Source organism: Bacillus sp. FJAT-27251, assembly GCF_001273925.1.
Classification (GTDB): Bacteria; Bacillota; Bacilli; order Bacillales; family Cytobacillaceae; genus Mesobacillus_B.
Map to the genome: position 1 here is coordinate 2,542,294 of NZ_LIGG01000001.1, position 18,621 is coordinate 2,560,914.

Annotated in this window: 18 protein-coding genes; 12 read left to right on the forward strand and 6 right to left on the reverse strand. The window is 44.9% G+C overall.

Features of this window, described 5'->3' with window-relative positions; genetic code table 11:
- Window positions 1-114: 114 nt before the first annotated feature.
- Window positions 115-924 (reverse strand): DeoR/GlpR family DNA-binding transcription regulator, encoded by an 810-nt coding sequence (locus ADU22_RS11955; RefSeq protein WP_053364546.1) that lies wholly within the window; start codon window positions 922-924, stop codon window positions 115-117.
- Window positions 925-1,281: 357 nt separating this feature from the next.
- Between ADU22_RS11955 and ADU22_RS11960 the strand changes: the two genes are divergently transcribed.
- Complete coding sequence (locus ADU22_RS11960) at window positions 1,282-2,460, forward strand: metallophosphoesterase family protein (protein WP_231687873.1); 1,179 nt, start codon at window positions 1,282-1,284, stop codon at window positions 2,458-2,460.
- A gap of 88 nt (window positions 2,461-2,548) precedes the next feature.
- On the opposite strand, the gene ADU22_RS11965 is transcribed toward ADU22_RS11960, so the two are convergent.
- Complete coding sequence (locus ADU22_RS11965; RefSeq protein ID WP_053362352.1) at window positions 2,549-3,418, reverse strand: cation diffusion facilitator family transporter; 870 nt, start codon at window positions 3,416-3,418, stop codon at window positions 2,549-2,551.
- 312 nt (window positions 3,419-3,730) lie between these two features.
- Between ADU22_RS11965 and ADU22_RS11970 the strand changes: the two genes are divergently transcribed.
- Both ADU22_RS11970 and ADU22_RS11975 read left to right on the forward strand, forming a co-directional pair.
- Window positions 3,731-5,251, forward strand: coding sequence for a Na+/H+ antiporter NhaC family protein (locus tag ADU22_RS11970; protein WP_053364548.1), 1,521 nt, complete (start codon window positions 3,731-3,733; stop codon window positions 5,249-5,251).
- A gap of 194 nt (window positions 5,252-5,445) precedes the next feature.
- On the forward strand, window positions 5,446-6,207 hold the full coding sequence (locus tag ADU22_RS11975; RefSeq protein WP_053362353.1) for an SDR family oxidoreductase: 762 nt from the start codon (window positions 5,446-5,448) through the stop codon (window positions 6,205-6,207).
- A gap of 108 nt (window positions 6,208-6,315) precedes the next feature.
- On the opposite strand, the gene ADU22_RS11980 is transcribed toward ADU22_RS11975, so the two are convergent.
- The 3 genes from ADU22_RS11980 to ADU22_RS11990 form a co-directional block, all read right to left on the reverse strand.
- The gene (locus ADU22_RS11980) at window positions 6,316-6,798 is read right to left on the reverse strand and encodes a hypothetical protein (protein WP_053362354.1); all 483 of its coding nucleotides are present in this window, start codon (window positions 6,796-6,798) and stop codon (window positions 6,316-6,318) included.
- A gap of 86 nt (window positions 6,799-6,884) precedes the next feature.
- Window positions 6,885-7,526, reverse strand: a complete 642-nt coding sequence (locus tag ADU22_RS11985; protein WP_053362355.1) for a response regulator — start codon at window positions 7,524-7,526, stop codon at window positions 6,885-6,887.
- On the reverse strand, window positions 7,527-8,354 hold the full coding sequence (locus ADU22_RS11990) for a sensor histidine kinase (protein WP_053362356.1): 828 nt from the start codon (window positions 8,352-8,354) through the stop codon (window positions 7,527-7,529).
- A gap of 173 nt (window positions 8,355-8,527) precedes the next feature.
- Here ADU22_RS11990 and ADU22_RS11995 point away from each other — a divergent pair, with 173 nt between their 5' ends.
- The 6 genes from ADU22_RS11995 to ADU22_RS12020 all read left to right on the forward strand — a co-directional run bounded on the left by ADU22_RS11995 (window position 8,528) and on the right by ADU22_RS12020 (window position 13,710).
- A complete protein-coding gene (locus ADU22_RS11995; protein WP_197280050.1) occupies window positions 8,528-9,118 on the forward strand; it encodes a copper resistance CopC family protein in 591 nt (196 codons plus the stop codon).
- A 3-nt stretch (window positions 9,119-9,121) separates the two neighbouring features.
- Window positions 9,122-10,213, forward strand: coding sequence for a CopD family protein (locus ADU22_RS12000; protein WP_053362358.1), 1,092 nt, complete (start codon window positions 9,122-9,124; stop codon window positions 10,211-10,213).
- Between the two features lie 171 nt (window positions 10,214-10,384).
- Window positions 10,385-11,101 (forward strand): ABC transporter ATP-binding protein, encoded by a 717-nt coding sequence (locus ADU22_RS12005; protein WP_053362359.1) that lies wholly within the window; start codon window positions 10,385-10,387, stop codon window positions 11,099-11,101.
- Entirely contained in the window at window positions 11,055-12,077 is a 1,023-nt protein-coding gene (locus ADU22_RS12010; protein ID WP_082252835.1) for an ABC transporter permease, read from the forward strand. Before ADU22_RS12005 ends, ADU22_RS12010 begins: the two co-directional genes overlap by 47 nt.
- 303 nt (window positions 12,078-12,380) lie before the next feature.
- Complete coding sequence (locus ADU22_RS12015) at window positions 12,381-12,728, forward strand: DUF4260 domain-containing protein (protein WP_053362361.1); 348 nt, start codon at window positions 12,381-12,383, stop codon at window positions 12,726-12,728.
- Window positions 12,729-12,765: 37 nt separating this feature from the next.
- On the forward strand, window positions 12,766-13,710 hold the full coding sequence (locus ADU22_RS12020) for an SDR family NAD(P)-dependent oxidoreductase (RefSeq protein ID WP_053362362.1): 945 nt from the start codon (window positions 12,766-12,768) through the stop codon (window positions 13,708-13,710).
- A 97-nt stretch (window positions 13,711-13,807) separates the two neighbouring features.
- On the opposite strand, the gene ADU22_RS12025 is transcribed toward ADU22_RS12020, so the two are convergent.
- Window positions 13,808-15,142 (reverse strand): FAD-dependent oxidoreductase, encoded by a 1,335-nt coding sequence (locus ADU22_RS12025; protein WP_053362363.1) that lies wholly within the window; start codon window positions 15,140-15,142, stop codon window positions 13,808-13,810.
- Window positions 15,143-15,528: 386 nt separating this feature from the next.
- Here ADU22_RS12025 and ADU22_RS12030 point away from each other — a divergent pair, with 386 nt between their 5' ends.
- From ADU22_RS12030 to ADU22_RS12040, 3 genes are all read left to right on the forward strand, one after another.
- Window positions 15,529-17,157: a bifunctional metallophosphatase/5'-nucleotidase gene (locus ADU22_RS12030; RefSeq protein WP_053362364.1), complete on the forward strand. Its 1,629-nt coding sequence runs from the start codon at window positions 15,529-15,531 to the stop codon at window positions 17,155-17,157.
- A 366-nt stretch (window positions 17,158-17,523) separates the two neighbouring features.
- A complete protein-coding gene (locus tag ADU22_RS12035) occupies window positions 17,524-18,078 on the forward strand; it encodes a DUF7010 family protein (RefSeq protein ID WP_053362365.1) in 555 nt (184 codons plus the stop codon).
- A 26-nt stretch (window positions 18,079-18,104) separates the two neighbouring features.
- The gene (locus tag ADU22_RS12040) at window positions 18,105-18,584 is read left to right on the forward strand and encodes a DUF2306 domain-containing protein (RefSeq protein ID WP_231687874.1); all 480 of its coding nucleotides are present in this window, start codon (window positions 18,105-18,107) and stop codon (window positions 18,582-18,584) included.
- Window positions 18,585-18,621 lie beyond the last annotated feature (37 nt).

Consider the following 18,621-nt stretch of genomic DNA (forward strand, 5'->3'; position numbering starts at 1 on the left):
TGAGCCTTACGCCAAAGTTGAGTGCTTTTACGACAAAGGGCTGACCTTTTCTACGATTGCTTTGCTTAATATCAAAAACCGCCGGTTCATGATTTACGGCGGTTTTTTTTGTATTTAAAAGATGGGAATCTCTCCATGCTTGCTGGCGTTGATCCATCCCAGGTCTCGTATACGGATGTCTTTCGACCATTGCTCTGGTTTGTCCTGGTCTGCTATCACAATATCAATGGCAGCTAACGAATCGATATGGAACAAAGCTCTTTGATTAAATTTAGAAGAGTCCGCCACCAGAAATACTTGCTGTGATTTTTTCATCATAATGGAAGTAGCAGAAGCTTCGTCCACATCAAACCCACAGATTCCCTCCATGCTTACTCCTCCACATGAAATGAACGCTTTGTCAAAATAAAAATGCCCGAGCAGCTGGTTGGTAATGGAACCGCTGGTGGAACGCTGCCGTGGGTTGGATGTTCCACCGAGTACAATCACTTTTCCATTAAAAAGACCACATTCCAACCGGCTTTTTAATGTTTCGGCTGCTGCTAGGGAATTGGTTACAATGGTCACATTCTTTACGTCTTTGATACTTCTTGCAAGATGCAGAGTTGTGGAACCCGCAGCAAGGACAATGGTTTCACCGTCCCTGATAAACGCAGCAGCTGTTTCTCCAATTAATTTTTTTTGAAAATGGGCAATGCTGACTTTTCGGAGGAAAGGGGGTTCGCTGCTTATTCCTGCATAGGCAACTGCACCTCCGCGGATTCTTCGCAATTTCTGTTGTTCCTCAAGAACACGTAAATCCTTCCGGATGGTCTCCGGTGTTACGTTCAGTTTTACAGCTAAATCCGTGACACTGATTTTTGTTTTAAATTCAAGTTCTCTCAGGATAGCTTTCTCTCTCTCTGACATAAAAGGCTGGTTCATAAAATTCTCCCGGTATATCAATCATTTCCTCCCATTGTAAAAATGAATTATTAAGACAGGTTTTCAGATCCGTAAATTTTTCAAAAATATTTTAATAAACAAAAGAGAAAACTTCCCATATGTCTATCCTTCCGACTATAAAAGCTGGGTCTTCCTTCTCAGGATAAAGAATGAAGGCGGGTTCATCTGATTTTGCTTTCTGCCATGCTTCTGTTTTCTTTACTAATCCTTTGGCCTGCATTCACCCTGCGCTAATATTCGGCGCTTATTCTTGATAGCAGATAGGGAAAAAAGCTATCTGGGGTATTAGCCAGGAATGATGGCTGATTTTAATACAATGATTGGGAGGTATTCTACGTGACAGAGAGAAATAAAGGGATGGATCGGAGAGATTTTATCAAAATTGGCGGGATGAGCACACTCGCCTTAACACTCGCGTCCACCGGATTGCCAGGAGATTTATTCGGCAGTACGACCGCATTGGCCAGTGACAACCAAAAGGCCACACTGAAATTCAATGGTAATGGCAAGTTCAAAATCGTGCAGTTTAATGACCCGCAGGATGATGAACGGATCGACCGCAGAACAGTTGAACTTATGGAAAAGGTCCTGGATTCGGAAAAACCGGATTTCGTTGTCATCAATGGTGACATGCTGGCAAGCGGTCCTGATACGCCATTGGAATTGAAACAAGCGATTAACAATCTGGCCCAGCCAATGGAACAAAGAAAAATTCATTGGGCAATTACATACGGAAATCATGATGAAGATTCCACTCCAAAAAACGGCCTGGATGAGGCGGGGATGCTGGAAATCTATATGTCTTATCCGCATAATATGAATCAGCCTGGGGAGAAAGGAATTACTGGAACAGGAAATGCAAATCTGTTGATTAACAATTCAAAGGGAACCGCGCCTGCGTTCAATCTATGGCTGCTTGACAGCGGAAGGTATGCTCCCGACCAAATCGCCGGACAGGATTTTAAGGGCTATCCATACTGGGACTGGCTCCGCTTTGACCAGGTGAATTGGTATTACGAAACGTCCATGCAATTGGAAAAGCGGTTCAATCGCAAAATCCCGTCCCTGATGTTCATGCATATCCCATTGTGGGAGCATCGCTATATGTGGTTTGCCGGCAAAGAGGAGATGTCGGATGAAAAGCATGCGCTTGCTGTCAAAAAACATAATATCGTTGGGGAAAGAAATGAGGATGAATGCCCCGGCCCTGTCAACAGCGGCATGTTCTCAGCCATTCTGCACCGCGGCGATGTAAAAGGAGTATTCTGCGGACACGACCATATCAACACTTACGCAGGGAATTATTATGGCGTCATGCTCGGCTATGCCGGCAATTGCGGGTTCGGTGCCTATGGCCTTTCCGGAGCAGAAAAAAACAGGCTGCGCGGAGCCAGGGTCTTTAACCTGGATGAAAACAAAGAAAACGTACTGGACGATACATACATGGTCTTTGCAAAAGACTATGGAATTGACTTGACACCAAACGACCAAAGTATGGACCCATTGCCATTGTAGAGCACGGGGACGGCTCTCCTGCCTCCTCCGGGGACAAGGGCACGCATCCCACTGAAAAAATGAAGCATGGGGAACAGTTCCCCATGCTTCATTTTGGTTCAACATGAACGTGGACGTTGTACACTCCATGCTCGTTGATCATGATTTTTTCTACGTGCGTGGCAATATCATGTGCTTCTTTTATTCCGAGTCTTGAATCCACTAAAATAACACAATCGATCACCTCATTATTGCCATAGTTCCGCCCCTTGATTTCCTTGATTCCTTTCACTCCTTTTACATCCATGACGATTTCCTTGTATAAGTCGAGCTTTGTCACATCAAAACCATCGGAAAGTTCAAGGGAAGCCTGTCTAAAAATATCCCAGGCGGTTTTACAGATCAGGATTCCTACAACTGAGGCTGTTACGGTGTCGAGCCAGGGCATATTCAACTGAGAGCCAAATATCCCGACGGCTGCCCCGACGCTGACCCATGCATCGGACAAATTGTCCTTAGCGGCTGCCATGACGGAACCGCTGTTGATCCGAAGGGCCAATTTTTTATTGTACCGGTACACGAAATACATGGCCACGGCAGAAAAAAGAGCCACATAAGCAGCGACGATATCCGGAGTCTCAGACCCGCCGTGTACGAGTGATGTGACAGCTTCCAGCAATACCTGTATCCCGACTGCGGCCATAATGAAGGATGCCACCATGGAGGCAATGGTTTCACTTTTCCAGTGTCCATACCCATGGTTCTCATCAGGAGGCCTTTGGGAAAGCCTCAGCCCGATCAGGACGGCAATGGACGCGATGATATCGGTTGTATTATTCAGTCCATCTGCTCTAAGTGCGGCAGAGTTACTCATATAGCCAATCAACAATTTTAGGCAGGAGAGGATCAGGTATGCCAGAATGCTGATCATGGCACCGCGTTCCCCCATCTTTAAATCCTTGTATTTTTGTTCTTCCATCTCAAGTTATCCTCCTAAAAAACACTGCCTACCTACCATAGCATTCGCCATGCGAGTGGGTCTATAGCAATGTTTTTGAGCAGGTATAACTTAATAGAGCATAAGAAACAAAGTTAGCTAGCAGCAACTTTCCCGCAAGACCGAACGCTGGAAAAAATGAGGCAGGAGAACCGTCCCTCTGTTTTGCATAAAAATAAATAAAAAAGTATATTTACAAGTCGGCTGCATCATAGTAAACTGAGTCTATTATTCTAAAATACTAAGTTTTACATCATGATGTACACAGGAAAGGATTGATTCAATTTGGAACATATGGGATTTCTCTCATTATTGCCACCGATTATTGCGGTGATTCTAGCGGTCATGACAAAGAATGTAATTATTTCTTTGTTTTCGGGGGTGTTTATCGGCGTTTTGATTTTAGCAGGCGGAAATCCGCTTGAAGCCACAATGCAGACCATTGAAACGTATATTTATCCACGCCTTGGAGATGGGTATAACACTGGTGTGCTTGTGCTGCTCTTTTTTATCGGCGGCTTTGTGGCACTGATGGAAAATTCGGGCGGGGGKGCGGCACTCGCACAGGCCTCGATTAAATATATTAAAAGTCGGGCAAAGGCTCAAATCGGAGCTTGGGCAGGGGGAATCGTTATCTTTTTCTCTGACCTGGGCACACCGCTGATTGTCGGTCCTGTTTTTGAAAAAGTCTTCGACCAGCTAAAGGTTTCCAGAGAGAAACTGGCATGGATCATCGACTCAACTGCATCTCCCGTCGCAGTCCTGATTCCGTTTATCGGCTGGGGCGTCTATATTATGGGGCTCATTAAAAATGAGTTCGATTTGTTAAACATCACAACTTCTGAATTTGATACGTTTGTACAAGTCATACCATTTCAATTTTATGCGATACTAGCCGTGATCATGGTCCCTCTAATCACGTTCACAAAGCTTGATTTCGGCCCGATGGCAAAAGCGGAAAGAAGGATCCAGGAAACAGGTGCCATCTACTGGCCGGACTCAAAACCGCTAAGGAAGCCGGAGCAAACGGAGAAATACACAAACAGCTCCAAAGCCATCTTGATCTGGCTTCCGCTCTTAGTCTTGTTTATCACTTTATTTGGTTTGCTGATTTCATTCGGATTCCCATTTGAACAGGTTCCAGGTAATCAGTTCAGAATATCGCTTACGACGGCCTACTTGTTTGCGGCCATCACGATCATTGTTTTAATGATTGGCTTTAAGCTCAAGAAGTTTGGGGAAGCATTTGAGATTTATACATCTGGTATGCAGAGAATGGCCTATGTCGCCGTGACTCTTGTATTGGCCTGGGCGCTAGGAACGTTGCTGAGTGATATGGGAACGGCCATGTTCATTGTGGAATTGGTGCAGGGAAATATCCCGGTATTCATTATTCCGGCGATTCTGTTCATCGTCGGTGCCATCATGTCCCTGGCATCCGGAACGTCATGGGGAACATTCGCGATCATGCTGCCAATCGCGATTCCAATGGCTGTTGGGCTTGATGCCCATCTGCTGGTCTGCATTGCAGCCGTTCTATCCGGAGGAATGTTTGGCGACCATACTTCACCGATATCCGATACAACCCTGCTATCCTCAACCGGGGCTGGCGCAGACCATATTGACCATGTGAAAACGCAATTGCCATATGCCATTTTGAATGCCTGTGTCACCTTTATCGGTTTTATTGTCGCAGGGATTACCGGCAGTGCCTGGACGCTTCTTCTCGCGATCGCCATCCTGGTGATAGCGGTCGCTACGTTATCAAAACTGGATAAAAAGAAGCATGGGGCCGGTTCTATTGCTTCGTATTGAACTGTGGGGGAGGTACTCTGTGCCTCCCCTCCATTCGTTATATCGGCTGCGGCCTTCTTGTCCCTGAAAATGCAGGGATATCGAGTAATTTACTAAACTTTCACAAAATACAATCAATGAAGACCGCTGGTTCATTTATAATAGATTCTGAGGGTAGAATCTATTTTTAAAATAAATGACAGGAGGGTATCATGATGAAACTGGAAGGAAAAGTGGCGATTGTAACAGGCGCAGCGTCAGGAATGGGAAAAGCCATTGCCGAGCTTTATGCGAAGGAAGGGGCGAAAGTGGTCCTGGCCGACTATAATCTTGAAGGTGCTGAAGTGACTGCAAATGGGATTGCCGCAAATGGCGGCATTGCCAAAGCGTTACAAGTGAATGTAGCGGATTTGGCACAGGTAGAGAATATGATTGAGGCTGCTGTACAGGAATATGGAACATTGGATATCCTTGTGAATAACGCAGGAATCATGGATGGATTCGAACCTGTTGGGGATATTACCGATGAAAAATGGGACCTGGTTTTCGATGTGAACACAAAAGGCGTAATGCGTGCCATGCGCAAGGCCATCCCAATCTTTTTGGAGAAAGAAAGGGGAGTCATTATCAATGTTGCATCCACCGGCGGATTCAGCGGGGCCCATGCGGGAGCAGCATACGGCGCATCCAAGCATGCCGTAATTGGACTGACAAAAAATACCGGGTTCATGTATGCGCAAAAAGGAATCCGCTGCAATGCCATCGCACCAGGCGCCGTAGAAACCAATATTGGCTCAAGCATGACCAGTATCAATGAATTCGGGATGTCACGGGCAGGGATGACTCATGCTCTTTCCCCACGTGCCGGAAAGCCGGAAGAAATCGCACAGGCTGCATTGTTCCTCGCATCCGATGAGTCCAGCTTTGTAAACGGAGCGGTCATCACCGTGGATGGCGGCTGGACCGCGGCGTTTTAATGAGGCAAGGGTGAGGAATGGGACCGGTTCTGCTGCTTCGTTAAAAGCCTAATCCGCAATTGGATTAGGCTTTTTCTCTTGCTTACTTCCTCATTGGGGAAGACTTTTTTAACTAATGTTCAAAAGATGCTCTATATAAACAATCCCCATGTAAATTAACCAGACCGCTAATGGGATTCCCAAGCTTTTTATTGATTGCAACAACTCATATTTTTTATTGTTCTTTTGTAAAACTCTATCCGTAATAAAAAACAATATAGAAGCACCTAAGCTATAAAATAGTAATACAAGACCAAAAACGATATGCGAAATGCCAGAGATCCATAGTTCTGATTTATCATTGTCTATTTTTGCTGAGATAAATTGACCGATCTTATCACTAATAATAGAGGCTAACACTCCGTAGATTAAAATAGCCGGAAAACTATACATCAAATAAAGAGGCGTGACTGATGCAACGGCAAATAAATAATTTGGTATGGAAGCGAGCGCCCCGCCAAAAGGATTGGGCAGAATTAGTCCCAGCAAAATGGCATATAAGGAACCAGAGACAGAGGCCGAAATGACTTTTCTGGATATAATTTTGTCCACCTCCCAATTTTAGAGAACTTTCATATTCCTGTTTGGACGATGAAAGATAACAGTCTGATATGATGCACGAGAACCGTCCCCATGCCTCACTCCATCAGGCCTTGCTGAAAAGCATAACTGGTGAGCTGCACGCGGTTATCCAAATGAAGTTTGCTTAGGATGTTTTTTAGATGACTTTTCACCGTGTGTTCGGAAATGATGAGGCTCTCGGAGATTTCCCTGTTGGACATCCCCCTGGCGACTAGTTTGAGTACCTCTAATTCCCGAGTGGATAATGGGATTTTTTCGGTGTTGACGGCTTTGCTTTGCGGGAATTCCTTCAGGATTTGGAAGGCGATTTCCTTTGACATCGGGACTTCGTCAGAAGCAAAGGCCCTTAAGTGTTCAATCCAGGTATCCGACTGGAAATTCTTTAGTAAATAGCCTTGTGCTCCTTTTTTCAGGGCATCAAACAAATCGGTGATGTCATCTGACACCGTGATCATCACGATTTTCACAAAGGGGAACGTGAGCTTGATTMTTTTGGTTGCCTCGAGCCCGTTCATGATGGGCATTTCAATGTCCATGAGAATAATATCAGGCATAAGCTGTTGTGTAAGTTGTATCGCTTCTTCGCCATTTCTTGCTTCCCCAATAATCAGGAAGTCTTCGTACTCTTCCAATATTTCACGAATGCCTTCCCTCGCATGGGCGTGATCATCCACAATAAGGATCCGAAAAGGGTTCATCTACTTTTGCTCCTTTTTCAATGTCATGATGGTTTCATCCCCGTTCCTCTCCAGGGAATGTTCCCATCCCATATCCCTGGCTCTCTCTTTGATGATTTGCAGCCCATATCCCTTACTTGAGCGGAGTGTTGCTTCTGTGAACCCAATTCCCTGGTCTTTTATCTGGCAAATCCACCCTCTGTCCATTTCTTCCGCACGAATTATGATTTCATGGGTTTTGGCATGTTTAATGACATTCATAACCGCTTCCTTGATACAGGCGAATAACTCGATTTTTTCCTTTGGAGATAGCGTATCCTCGTTAATGCGCCATTGCAGGTCAACATCAATTAGATGCTGGTTTTTCAATGAGGAAACATACTGGTGGACCGTTTCTGTCCAGCTAAAGGGTTCTTCACTTGGCATAAGTTTTAAGTTTGTAATCGCTTGGCGGGTATCTTCGTGAACGTGCTGCAATGTTTGCCTGATTTTTTGAAAATCGGGGCTGTGCTCCAGGTCATTCTTCCTGCCGAACTTATTCATTTTCACAGAGAGCAGAAAAAGGGACTGCGCAATGCCGTCATGGAGTTCCCTTGCCAGCTTTTCCCGCTCGATCAGCGCTGCTTTCCTGGATTTTTCCAGTCGCAACTCTTCCTGCATCCTTTCCAGCACGGAAAATAAGCGGCGCAAAAAGACGAGTGTGACGATAAAGACCAAAATAGGAGACAGATAATTTCCCAGCTCCATCGAGATATAGGGAAGGAGAAACTCATGCCGCAGGTATTCCCATAAGGCGATTGTCACCGTTGGGATGATTAAAATGAGCCATTTGATTTGTTTATACTTCAAGTTTTTACACCTTTTCTATATGGAAAGTGTCTTTATTTTATCACCGATTCCGGCCTTGTTAATCATTTTGACCTTAAATCACTCTTTCGAGGTATTATTTTATATTGCCATAGTATTTATAATGGTTTAAGAGCTCACTTTAAACTGTACCACAACTTTAGGGAGGAATTATGTTGAAACGTGTATTTACTGCTGTAGCAGCCTTTTTACTAGCAATTGCCTTTTCTGCAAGCGTGTCTGCCCACTCGCATTTGCAAGGATCCACTCCGGCGGATGGGGACGCTGTAACCGAGCCATTAACGGAAATTGTTCTTGAATTTGACGGCCAAATTGAACAAGGCAGTTTTATCGAAGTAACCACAGCAGGGGGACAAAAATTTGAACCTGAGCAATTGATCATCGGGGAGGGGACACTGACAGGTACTTTCGCTCAACCGCTGGCTAATGATGAATACCAAGTCAATTGGAGTATTATCAGTGCGGATGGCCATCCACTGGAAGGCGAATTCTCCTTCACAGTCAATGCCCCAGCTTCTGAAGCTGAGGAGGAAGCGGCAGAGGAACCGGCGGAAACGACTGAACCATCTCAAACACCAGAAGAAGAAACAACAGAGCCGGATGAGCAAAGTACAGAAAATCAGGAAGAGGCAGCAACAGCCGATGAAGCAGAGGAGAGCGCCTCATCTTCCATGGGCTTTGTGTTTATCGTTCTTTTGGCAGTACTAGCGGCAGGCGGCTTCTTCCTGCTTAAAAGAAAGAAGTAATCAATGGATATATTCGTCATCATCAGTCAGGCACTTTTATATCTATGCTTTTCCGTTTTGGCAGGCAGCTTTATCCTCCTGCTTATTCCTGGCAAATACCGTCCTGACCTGAACATTCCAAAGCGGCTGCTCCTTTCGGGTGCCGCTTTGGTCCCTGTTTTCGCATTCATTCCTGTCCTTGATATCACATTGTACATTGCTCCCCGATTAGGCTTTCTTGAATCGATAAAAATCGTGTTAACAACCTATACGATCGGGACAGCGTGGAATTTTACTTTTTTCGGTTCCATTGTGCTGCTCCTGTTGATTGCCTTGGCGAAGCCTGGTGAAAAGAAGATGTCTGCTATTTTGGGAGCTTTGCTGACAGTTGGCTTGATTTTGACCGTGGCCTGGTCGAGCCATGCTGGTGCGATTGATCCCGTGATAGGAATGGTCAGCGATTTTGTTCATTTGGCGGCAGCAAGTATTTGGGTGGGCATCTTGCTTATAGTTGGCTGGTTCTGTCTTAATCATAAAAATTGGCTGGCATTTTTAAGCTGGTTTTCACCGGTCGCTGCCGGATGTTTGGCGGCAATTGTTCTTAGCGGTGTGTTTTTGATGGAAACATTGGTGGGTGGGTATATAAATTTGTGGATGGTTTCCTATGGCCAGGGATTATTGCTTAAGCATTTATTTGTCCTGCCGCTGCTCTTTTATGCCTTGGCGAATGGCGTGATCGTCAAGTATAAGCTGTCCAAAGATGCTGCCTTTAATCCGATTCCATGGGTCAGAGTGGAGGGCATCCTTTTAGTTGTCATTTTTACGATTACGGCAGTTTTCTCACAGCAGTCCCCGCCGCATGGCAATTTTGTGAACGGTGAGGCGGTGTCACCTTTGTTTCGGCTCTTCCACGGTGACATCATCGATGCCGGCAGTTCCATCGGCTTTGTTGTCAACCTGAATACGGTCGGCTTCTTTTTCCTGTCTCTATTATCAATGGGACTCATCGCCGTATCGTATTTCAAGAAAGCCCCAATATTCATCTCGTTTCTGTTCAGCTGCTTATTGGTTATCAGCATCTATCTCATGATAATGGTGACAGTAGTGATTCGGTAATAGAGTAGGCGACGGTTCTCCTGACTGACTGCCTCATGCCACCGGGGGAGGAGAATCTCCCTCTTTTTTTCGACAAACTGGAAACCTTTGTCAAGTGTTGGACGTATAGTAAGCATCCAGGGAATAAGATCGGTTGGAGAACTCCTCTTGCTTCCCGGAAGGAGGCTGCTTATGTCTTTATTGAATATTGATATTAAATCGGCAGGGTATGAAAAAGATGATTCCATCATTACTGACATCGCCTTTAGGATTGAGCAAGGTGAATTGGTCGGGCTGATTGGACCGAATGGGGCGGGCAAGAGCACGACCATTAAAACGGTCCTGGGACTGCTTGAGCATATGGACGGGTCTGTTGCATTTGGGTCTGGCGCCAATTATGCTTACATCCCGGAGAGGCCGCTCTTTTACGATGAATTAACGCTCTGGGAACATCTTGATTTTGTAGCAGCTGTAGAGGGGCTAAATGAAAAGGAATACCGGAAAAAAGCGGATGGTCTGCTCGATACATACAAATTAGCACACCATGCCCATGAGTTTCCATCCAAATATTCAAAGGGGATGCAGCAAAAGGCTATGCTTATTTTAGCCATGATTACAGATCCGTACCTGTACATCATTGACGAGCCGTTCATGGGTCTTGACCCAAATGCCATGAAGCTGTTTCTTGATTCCATTGAAAGAGAGCGAAAACGGGGTGCCGGGATCCTGATGTCCACGCATGTTTTGGATACGGCCGAAAAAATCTGCAACCGGTTCATTATGATCAGCAATGGACGGATGGTGGCAAAAGGCACGCTGGAAGAAATACGGCTTCAATGCCGCCTGCCAGAGGGTTCGCTGTATGATTGCTACCATTTTCTTGCAGAAGGTGATGGCGATGAAAGGTAGCAGCCTTTTCCGGAGCCGGTTAATAAGAGGCTGGAAATTCCAATACAATGTTTGGAAAACGGTCCTGGACTGGACCGTCATGTTATATATTATCATCCCGGCTGTGGTCATCAGCACCATGATTTATCGTTCATGGTGGAATGAAACGCCTTCGTGGATCATGGACCTTCCGCTGTTTCTCTTGTTTTTTGCGTTCTATTTGATTGCCTGGTCAGGAAATATTCACATGTATTTGGAAGAGGCGGATAAAGTCTTTTTGGTTAAAAAGAACAACCTTTTATGGAAGCTGAAAACATATGGATACAGCTATTCATTATTCAGTCAATCACTTGCTGTGGGATCTTCCTTCCTTATCCTGCTGCCATTTTTACTAAATCACTATCAGCTCGGATTCACGGGACTCTTTGCGCTGCTGGGATATTTCATATCCTTGAGTGCATGCTTGATGCTGGTTAAATATTATTTGAGAACGTATGAATCAAGAAGGAAAAAAATCGGGATGGGCTTCCTGCTGTTTGTGCTTTTCAGCTGGTTCAGCCAACTGGTCTATTTTTTGTTCGAAACAGGACACCTTCTGCTCGTTTATCTGGTTGCTTTCGTCATTCTTGCAGCCTCGGTTTATTCCAGTATGATGACACTCCAAAAAGCCAGTTCACTGGACATTGGGATCGACATGGAGCAGGAACGGAAAACAAGCATGATTAAACTGGTCTTTGCGGCAGCCCCAGAAATTGAAAAACCGGTTGTCACAAGAAGGAAGAAGCCGCTATTATTCCGGAAGTCAAAACGGATTTTTAAAAAAAGGACTCCTGTCACAGGCATTGCCGAATTATTCATTAAGGTTTTTATCCGCAATTCTTCCTATATAAGCGGTTATGCTGCCTTAACCAATGTCACCACGGCGGCAATAATCGTCATTCCGTCGCTGTGGATCAAAGCCTTCCTCTTCTTAAGTTTTCCCATCATGATAAATTAGTGGATTTCCATCGTCTGGGACAAGATCTTCAACTCAAACCCCATGACGAAGAAACACATTGAAAGCAGCCATTATTTTACCGCCAAAAAAAGAGTCACCGCTACAATGACCATTATCGCCGTTACCCTCCTATTCCTCTTCGGAACCATGGGGAGAGTTTTGCTCGCCCATTTCCAGTGAGGCAAAGGGACGGTTTTGCTGCTTCATTCTGGTTCGTGGATGAAGCAGCAGAACCCTCCCCCTGCTTTAAAAGGAATTTCCTCGATAATGAAGAATATAGTTCTTTAGACAGGGGGGATTTCAATGAATAAAAAGCTTTTGCATGCAGAGGGAATGGCGGTTTTGGCCTTATGTGTTTACCTCTATGGTTTTTTTCAATTCAGCTGGGTATTATTTTTGGTTTTGCTGTTTTTGCCGGATCTTTCTATGGTCGGCTATGTCATCAATCCTAAAACGGGAGCAAGGGTCTATAATTTATTCCATACCTACACGTTACCGGTCATTCTTGTCATCCTGGGAATATTTCTATCCAACCCGACCATGCTCTCCATAAGTCTGATCTGGACCGCCCATATAGGAATGGACAGAATGCTGGGCTATGGGCTGAAATATCCAACTCATTTTAAGGATACGCATTTAAATAGGGTATGACGAAACCGTTTTATAGTAGATATGGGGGAATGGGAAGATGGATAAAGTCGTCATTATTACAGGCTCTAACTCCGGTATTGGCAAAGCAGCGGCCTGCAGGTTTGCGGCGGAGGGATGCAGGGTGATTATGGCCTGCCGCAATCTGGAAAAAAGCAAAACAGTGCAGCAGGAAATCATCGATGCAACCAATAATCCTCAAGTTGACCTTCTGCAGCTCGACATCTCTTCATTTGAGTCCATACACCAATTTTATTCTTGCGTGAAGGAAACCTATCCAAAGATCGATATCCTCATCCATAATGCAGCTTTCCTGAATCATGGCAATAAAACCTATCAGCTGAGCGAAGACGGGATTGAATTGTCTTTCGCCACTAATGTTGTTGGTCCGTTCCTTCTGACAAGGCTGCTGGCAGACCTGCTGGAAAAGTCGGACGATGCCCGCATTCTCCATGCGTGCACGACCAATATCAGGCATTTCTTTGACCCGAAGCGAAGGATTGAATTCGACAATCTCCAGGGGGAATTCAAGGACAAGCGAACATATAGCACTTATAAAATGTATGGGGACTCCAAGATGGCTTTGCTGATGCTGACATTCAAGCTGGCCGAAGAACTGAAAACCAAAAACATATCTGTCAACGCCATTCAAATTCCGGCTATAAAACTCTCGAAGGAAACCATTCAGAAAATGCAATCAGGCTGGAAATTCGCCGCAAGGGTCCAAAACCTGTTCAGTGCCCCGCGTGAAACCATGGCCGACACCTATTTCCACCTATGTACTTCCGAAGAATTCGAGGGGGTCACAGGTAAAATAATCAACGGCAAACGAACCATCATGCAGCCATCTCAATACTCGGATAACCCTGGACAACAAATCAAACAATTCTTCGACCAGACGGTATATCCAAAATACGCAGCCAGCGAAAGAAATGTTGAGCAGGTATGGGAATTCTGTTTGAGGTGGGAAGCTGTTGAGGTGTGAAGGAGCATTGGATAGAAACATACCTTGAAAAGGACCTTCAAATAACAAACTAAAAAACGATCATTAAAAGGACCAAATGAAGCGGGAAAATCCCTGCTCATTTGGTCCTTTTTAGTACCCTTATTAGTATCTTGGGGTGCATTAATATGGTCATCGGCCGCTTCAGGTTCATGACTTTGATAAACCCATCATAGATTTTTGGATTTTCGGAGGACAGGAGGAAAATGTTTTTTGCATACCATTGGAGAAAAGGCAGGCCAAATGGTTTCTTGCCTTTCGTCGCTGGATATCGAAAATCTTCGGTCAGGACCATATTCCAGATGGGTGCGATGATGTTTCCTGCTTTTTTATGAAAGGCATTAATCGATTTCTGTTGAGGTCTCTGCTGATTTTGAAAAATGTCTTGTAGGGCGAGTGCCTCCAAAACGGCGATACTCATACCCTGGCCAAAAAAGGGATCAATCCTGCAAAGGCTGTCCCCAATGAGCAAAAGACCTTCAGGCAAATTCTGTGCCTTATCGACTTTTCTCCATAAAATATGGGGAACCCGGAAGACACTCACACTGGACAAGGCCTTAGCAGTTTGCAGTTCTTCATGGATATCCGATTTTGGCAGTTTACGAGCCAGTTCAAGGAGAGCTCTCTCATCCTTCAGAATCTCCTTCCCGTCTATTTCGTCATGATAGCCAATAAATGTGACGAGATAACGATTTCCCTCGACATTTGAAATCGAACCGGCGATTTTTTCAGCTGGTGGATTGGGGTACAGAAGCTTGATTTTCCAGTCTCTATTTTTATTATCGGGAAGCTCAACAAGCTGGCTGGCATAGGTCAAGCCAATTTCTACTTTATCAGTCGGGATATGGATATCATGCGCATTGAACCAACGGGAGGACAGGCTGCTTGCCCCGCTGGCATCAACAACCAGGTCAGCGAGTAGCGTGAACCTGGAATCGCTGCTATCTCTTCCTTCAACACCGGCAATCCGATTTTCCTGGTCTTGATAGACATACCTGGTTACCGAGTGGTTATACAGGACCTTTATATTAGAAATCTTATGTATGTGTTGATCGATATGCCATTCCAGGTGGGGACGAGTTTGCAAGGTTGTTGTATAGCCCCCGTCATAGCGGAACTTCCACACACCGTGATGATACCAGGCAAGGTCTTTCGTCGAGTTGATTTTCACCGCTCCACTTGAATGGAAGCAGTCCGTAACCCCTGGAAACAGCTTTTCAAGACCATGCTCACCTGCGTGGAGCAGGGCATGGATGTGTTTCCCCTGCGGGACTCCATTCCTTGGAGCAGGGGTTAACGTTTCGGAATCCTTTTCCAAAATGATCACTTCCTGAAACACATCAGAAAGGACACGTGCGGCCAGTTTTCCTGCCATACCGCCGCCTATAATGATTACTTTTTCTCTTTGGTGCAATGGATCGTACACTCCTTTATCAGTGGGGGATGCCCAACTTCATGAAAAAGACTGCTAGTTATTAGCAGTCAAAGATAGCGCCTCTAAAAGAAGATGAATGTCTTGATGAATACCATCGCGAACTTGATCATCGTTGCACTTTTGAAGATCGTCGATTAAACGTCCAAGCTCTTTTAAAAATAGTAAGCGTTCAGCCTTACTAGTCATAGTGTATTCACCCTATTCACTCCTTTACATAGGTAAGACACTATGTCACTTCAGGCTAACACTTTGCCAGTGTATTTGCCATCTCTTTTTACAAAAACTTAATTCTCTCTTGAAATATTATTAATATATTAACTTTACAATTTACCTTATACGATATTTTTTTTCAGGAGGAAAAATTCATGGCATTGTTTAACCGCAAAGTAATGGCTGCCTCCATGTCGGTCAGTCTATTGATGACCGGCATGATGGGGAGCTCAGCTTTAGCAGGTGGAAATAAGGTTCCGCCAGGCTTGGCAAAAAAAGAGAATGTAAAAGTACAATTGTTAACCGTAAACGACCTGCACGGCAAAGTGAATGTTAGCGAGCAGCCGAAAAATGACCTCAATACATATGGAAACGCTGCTTACCTCGCTGCCTATCTTCGAGACCGTGAACAAACCAATGAAAACACGCTGATTGTCCACTCCGGAGACATGGTGGGAGGAAGCCCGCCTGTATCAGCATTGTTCCAGGATGAGCCTACTATTGAAATCATGGAATCCATTGGTTTTGACGCAGGGACTCTTGGAAACCACGAGTTTGACGAGGGAGTGGATGAGCTGCTTCGTTTAACTTACGGCGGAGATCATCCAGCTGGAACAGCTAACTATGACGGCACCGACTTCCCGATGGTTGCCGCCAATGTTGTATACAAGGACAGCGGGGAACTGGTACTCCCTCCATACTACATTAAAAATGTAAAGGGCCAAAAAATCGGGTTCATCGGCGTTACGACAACCGCAACACCAAATATGGTCGTAGCAAAAGGGATCACGAACGTCGAATTTACAGATGAAGCAGAAGCGATCAACAAATATGTTCCTGAATTGGCCAAGCGGGGAGCGGAAGCCATTGTCGTTCTGGCACATGTTCCGGGAAGCCAGTCAGGCGAGACGGCAACTGGAGAAATTGCGGAAATCGCCGCCAAAATAAATGATAAGGTGGATGTCATCGTTGCCGCTCATAACCATCAAAAGGTAAATGCGGTAGTGGACAATAAGCTGATTGTCCAGGCTGGCGAATATGGAAAGGCCTTTGCAGATATCGATCTTGAAATCGATCCGGTAACAGGAGATATTGTTAAAAAGGAAGCAGAAATCGTGGATGTCATTCAGCAGGGAGTCGCTCCAGACCCCGAGGTTTCTGCCATTTTGGAAAAATACTCCACGGCAATCGCGCCTAAATTGAATGAAGTGATCGGTCAGGCAAGTACCTATCTGCAAGGCGGATATATAACGAAAAATTACGTTGGCGACAATGCTCTTGGGAATCTGATTGCAGACGGAATGAAGGCGGCAATGGGAAGCGATTTTGCTATGATGAACGGCGGCGGAATCCGTGCCAACCTGGATGCAGGCGAGATTACATGGGAAGAACTGTACAATATCCAGCCGTTTGGCAACACACTGGTGAAAATTGACGTACAGGGATCGGAAATGGATGAAATTGTGAATGCGCAAATTTCTTCTTACGGCCCGGATGCCTCCATTGCAGGCTTCCATTACAAGTGGGACAGTGCAACCGGGAAGGTGACGGACATTACATTACCCGATGGAACTCCAATCAACCAGACTGCCACTTACACCCTTACCATCAATAATTACATGTACGACCATTATTCAGACCAATATAAGCTCCGTGCCTATGGTGAAAATCCTGTCCAAGGGCCGGAAGATCTCCAAGCAACCGTCGATTTTGTAAAGAGCTTCACCTCTCCAATCTCGTACGAAGCAGAAGGACGAATCATCAATATTTCTGCGGTACAATAAAGCTTGAGGACAGTTCTCGTGATACGTTCACGGGGGCAGTCCTCATGCTTTTTTTTGCGCGGAAGATGATTTGCTGCTTTTTTAAGTAAGCGGCGTTGATATACATTTGGGAAAACATTAGCTGCGCCCTTGGCTTCCGGTTTATGGCCGTCACCATTATTTAAAAAGGAATCGGTATTATTAATTAATTGGAAAATAAATTTAGTAAATGGAAAATATTCCTTAAACTTCTTCCGTTTTTCATTTATGATAAGAGTGTTGCATGGATGAGCTTCCTATCTTGAGGGATGTTGATTCTTTCCTTATTAAGGAGTGGCATGCCTTAAGGGTTCACCGGGAAAAATACTAAAAAGGAGCGTGGTTTGAATGAATAAACCTCTTGAAATCTTGCATTCTGAAATCATATCTGAAGCTAAAAAAGGATATCCCATTTTGCTGTCTGGTTCTTTGGTGTTTCTGCTATTCTCGTTTCTTCCGCTTTTGCTTCCTATGGAAATTGTCCATTTAGCCTGGGTGATTGGCTTATCGGTCATTTTCCCGTTTGGAATCCTGCTCAGCAAGCTTCTGGGCGTCAATGTTCTATATTCCGGTAACCCTTTAGGCACATTGGGAGGAATCGTTGCTGCTCCACAGGCTTTCTTTATCCCCGTTTTTATCATCGTGTATATGCATATTCCTGAATACTTGCCGTTTACGATTGGCTTGCTTGCAGGCTCGCATTTCCTTCCCTATATGTGGATTTATAAAAGCAAAGCCTATTTATTTGTCACTTTAGGCGCCTGCCTTTCCTCCTTATTCCTTGGGAGCTGGTTTCTTGACCAGGCGTTCATCGCGGTTCCTCTCGCGATTTCCCTGGTTTATGGGATTGCTGTTCTCCTGATTTTAAAGGAGCTGAAAGGAGAGAGGTTGGTAAACTCTTAAGATAACTTGATACTGGAGGTGGGAGCTTGTTTCAATTATTTTTAATCATGCATATTCTCACCGGTGCGGTCTGTCTGGTCAGTGGTCTCATTGCAATGGCCTCCAGTAAAAAGAAAGGGAGGCATACTGCAGCAGGAGAGATTTACCACGGAGCCTATGTTTTGGTGTTTATATCCGCCGTTGTGATGTCCATCATTCATTGGGAAGAGAGCGCCTACCTCTTTTATATAGGGATCTTCTCCTATTCCCTTGCCCTTTTGGGGTATGTTACCGCAAAAAGAAGATGGAAGAATTGGATCGGGATGCACATCGGCGGAATGCTCGGTTCATATATTGGCATCGTTACAGCCACAATCGTCGTAAACATATCCAAGGTTCCTGTTTTAAATGAAATCCCCGTACTTATTTTTTGGTTTCTTCCGACAATCATCGGCACTCCMTTGATCATTAGAGTTGGAAATAAGTTTAACCCTAAACAAGGCAAGGAATGCCCTTCACAGCTTTGAACATTGGTTGAAGTTGACGATTGATAAAGGAGTTTCA

Coding starts and splice junctions, on each gene's coding strand:
- ADU22_RS12015 (WP_053362361.1), top strand. CDS start 12,381: ATGAATAAAAAGCTTTTGCATGCAGAGGGAATGGCGGTTTTGGCCTTA.
- ADU22_RS12010 (WP_082252835.1), top strand. CDS start 11,055: ATGATTGCTACCATTTTCTTGCAGAAGGTGATGGCGATGAAAGGTAGC.
- ADU22_RS12035 (WP_053362365.1), top strand. CDS start 17,524: ATGAATAAACCTCTTGAAATCTTGCATTCTGAAATCATATCTGAAGCT.
- ADU22_RS12030 (WP_053362364.1), top strand. CDS start 15,529: ATGGCATTGTTTAACCGCAAAGTAATGGCTGCCTCCATGTCGGTCAGT.
- ADU22_RS11975 (WP_053362353.1), top strand. CDS start 5,446: ATGAAACTGGAAGGAAAAGTGGCGATTGTAACAGGCGCAGCGTCAGGA.
- ADU22_RS12020 (WP_053362362.1), top strand. CDS start 12,766: ATGGATAAAGTCGTCATTATTACAGGCTCTAACTCCGGTATTGGCAAA.
- ADU22_RS12005 (WP_053362359.1), top strand. CDS start 10,385: ATGTCTTTATTGAATATTGATATTAAATCGGCAGGGTATGAAAAAGAT.
- ADU22_RS12000 (WP_053362358.1), top strand. CDS start 9,122: ATGGATATATTCGTCATCATCAGTCAGGCACTTTTATATCTATGCTTT.
- ADU22_RS11955 (WP_053364546.1), bottom strand. CDS start 924: ATGAACCAGCCTTTTATGTCAGAGAGAGAGAAAGCTATCCTGAGAGAA.
- ADU22_RS11965 (WP_053362352.1), bottom strand. CDS start 3,418: ATGGAAGAACAAAAATACAAGGATTTAAAGATGGGGGAACGCGGTGCC.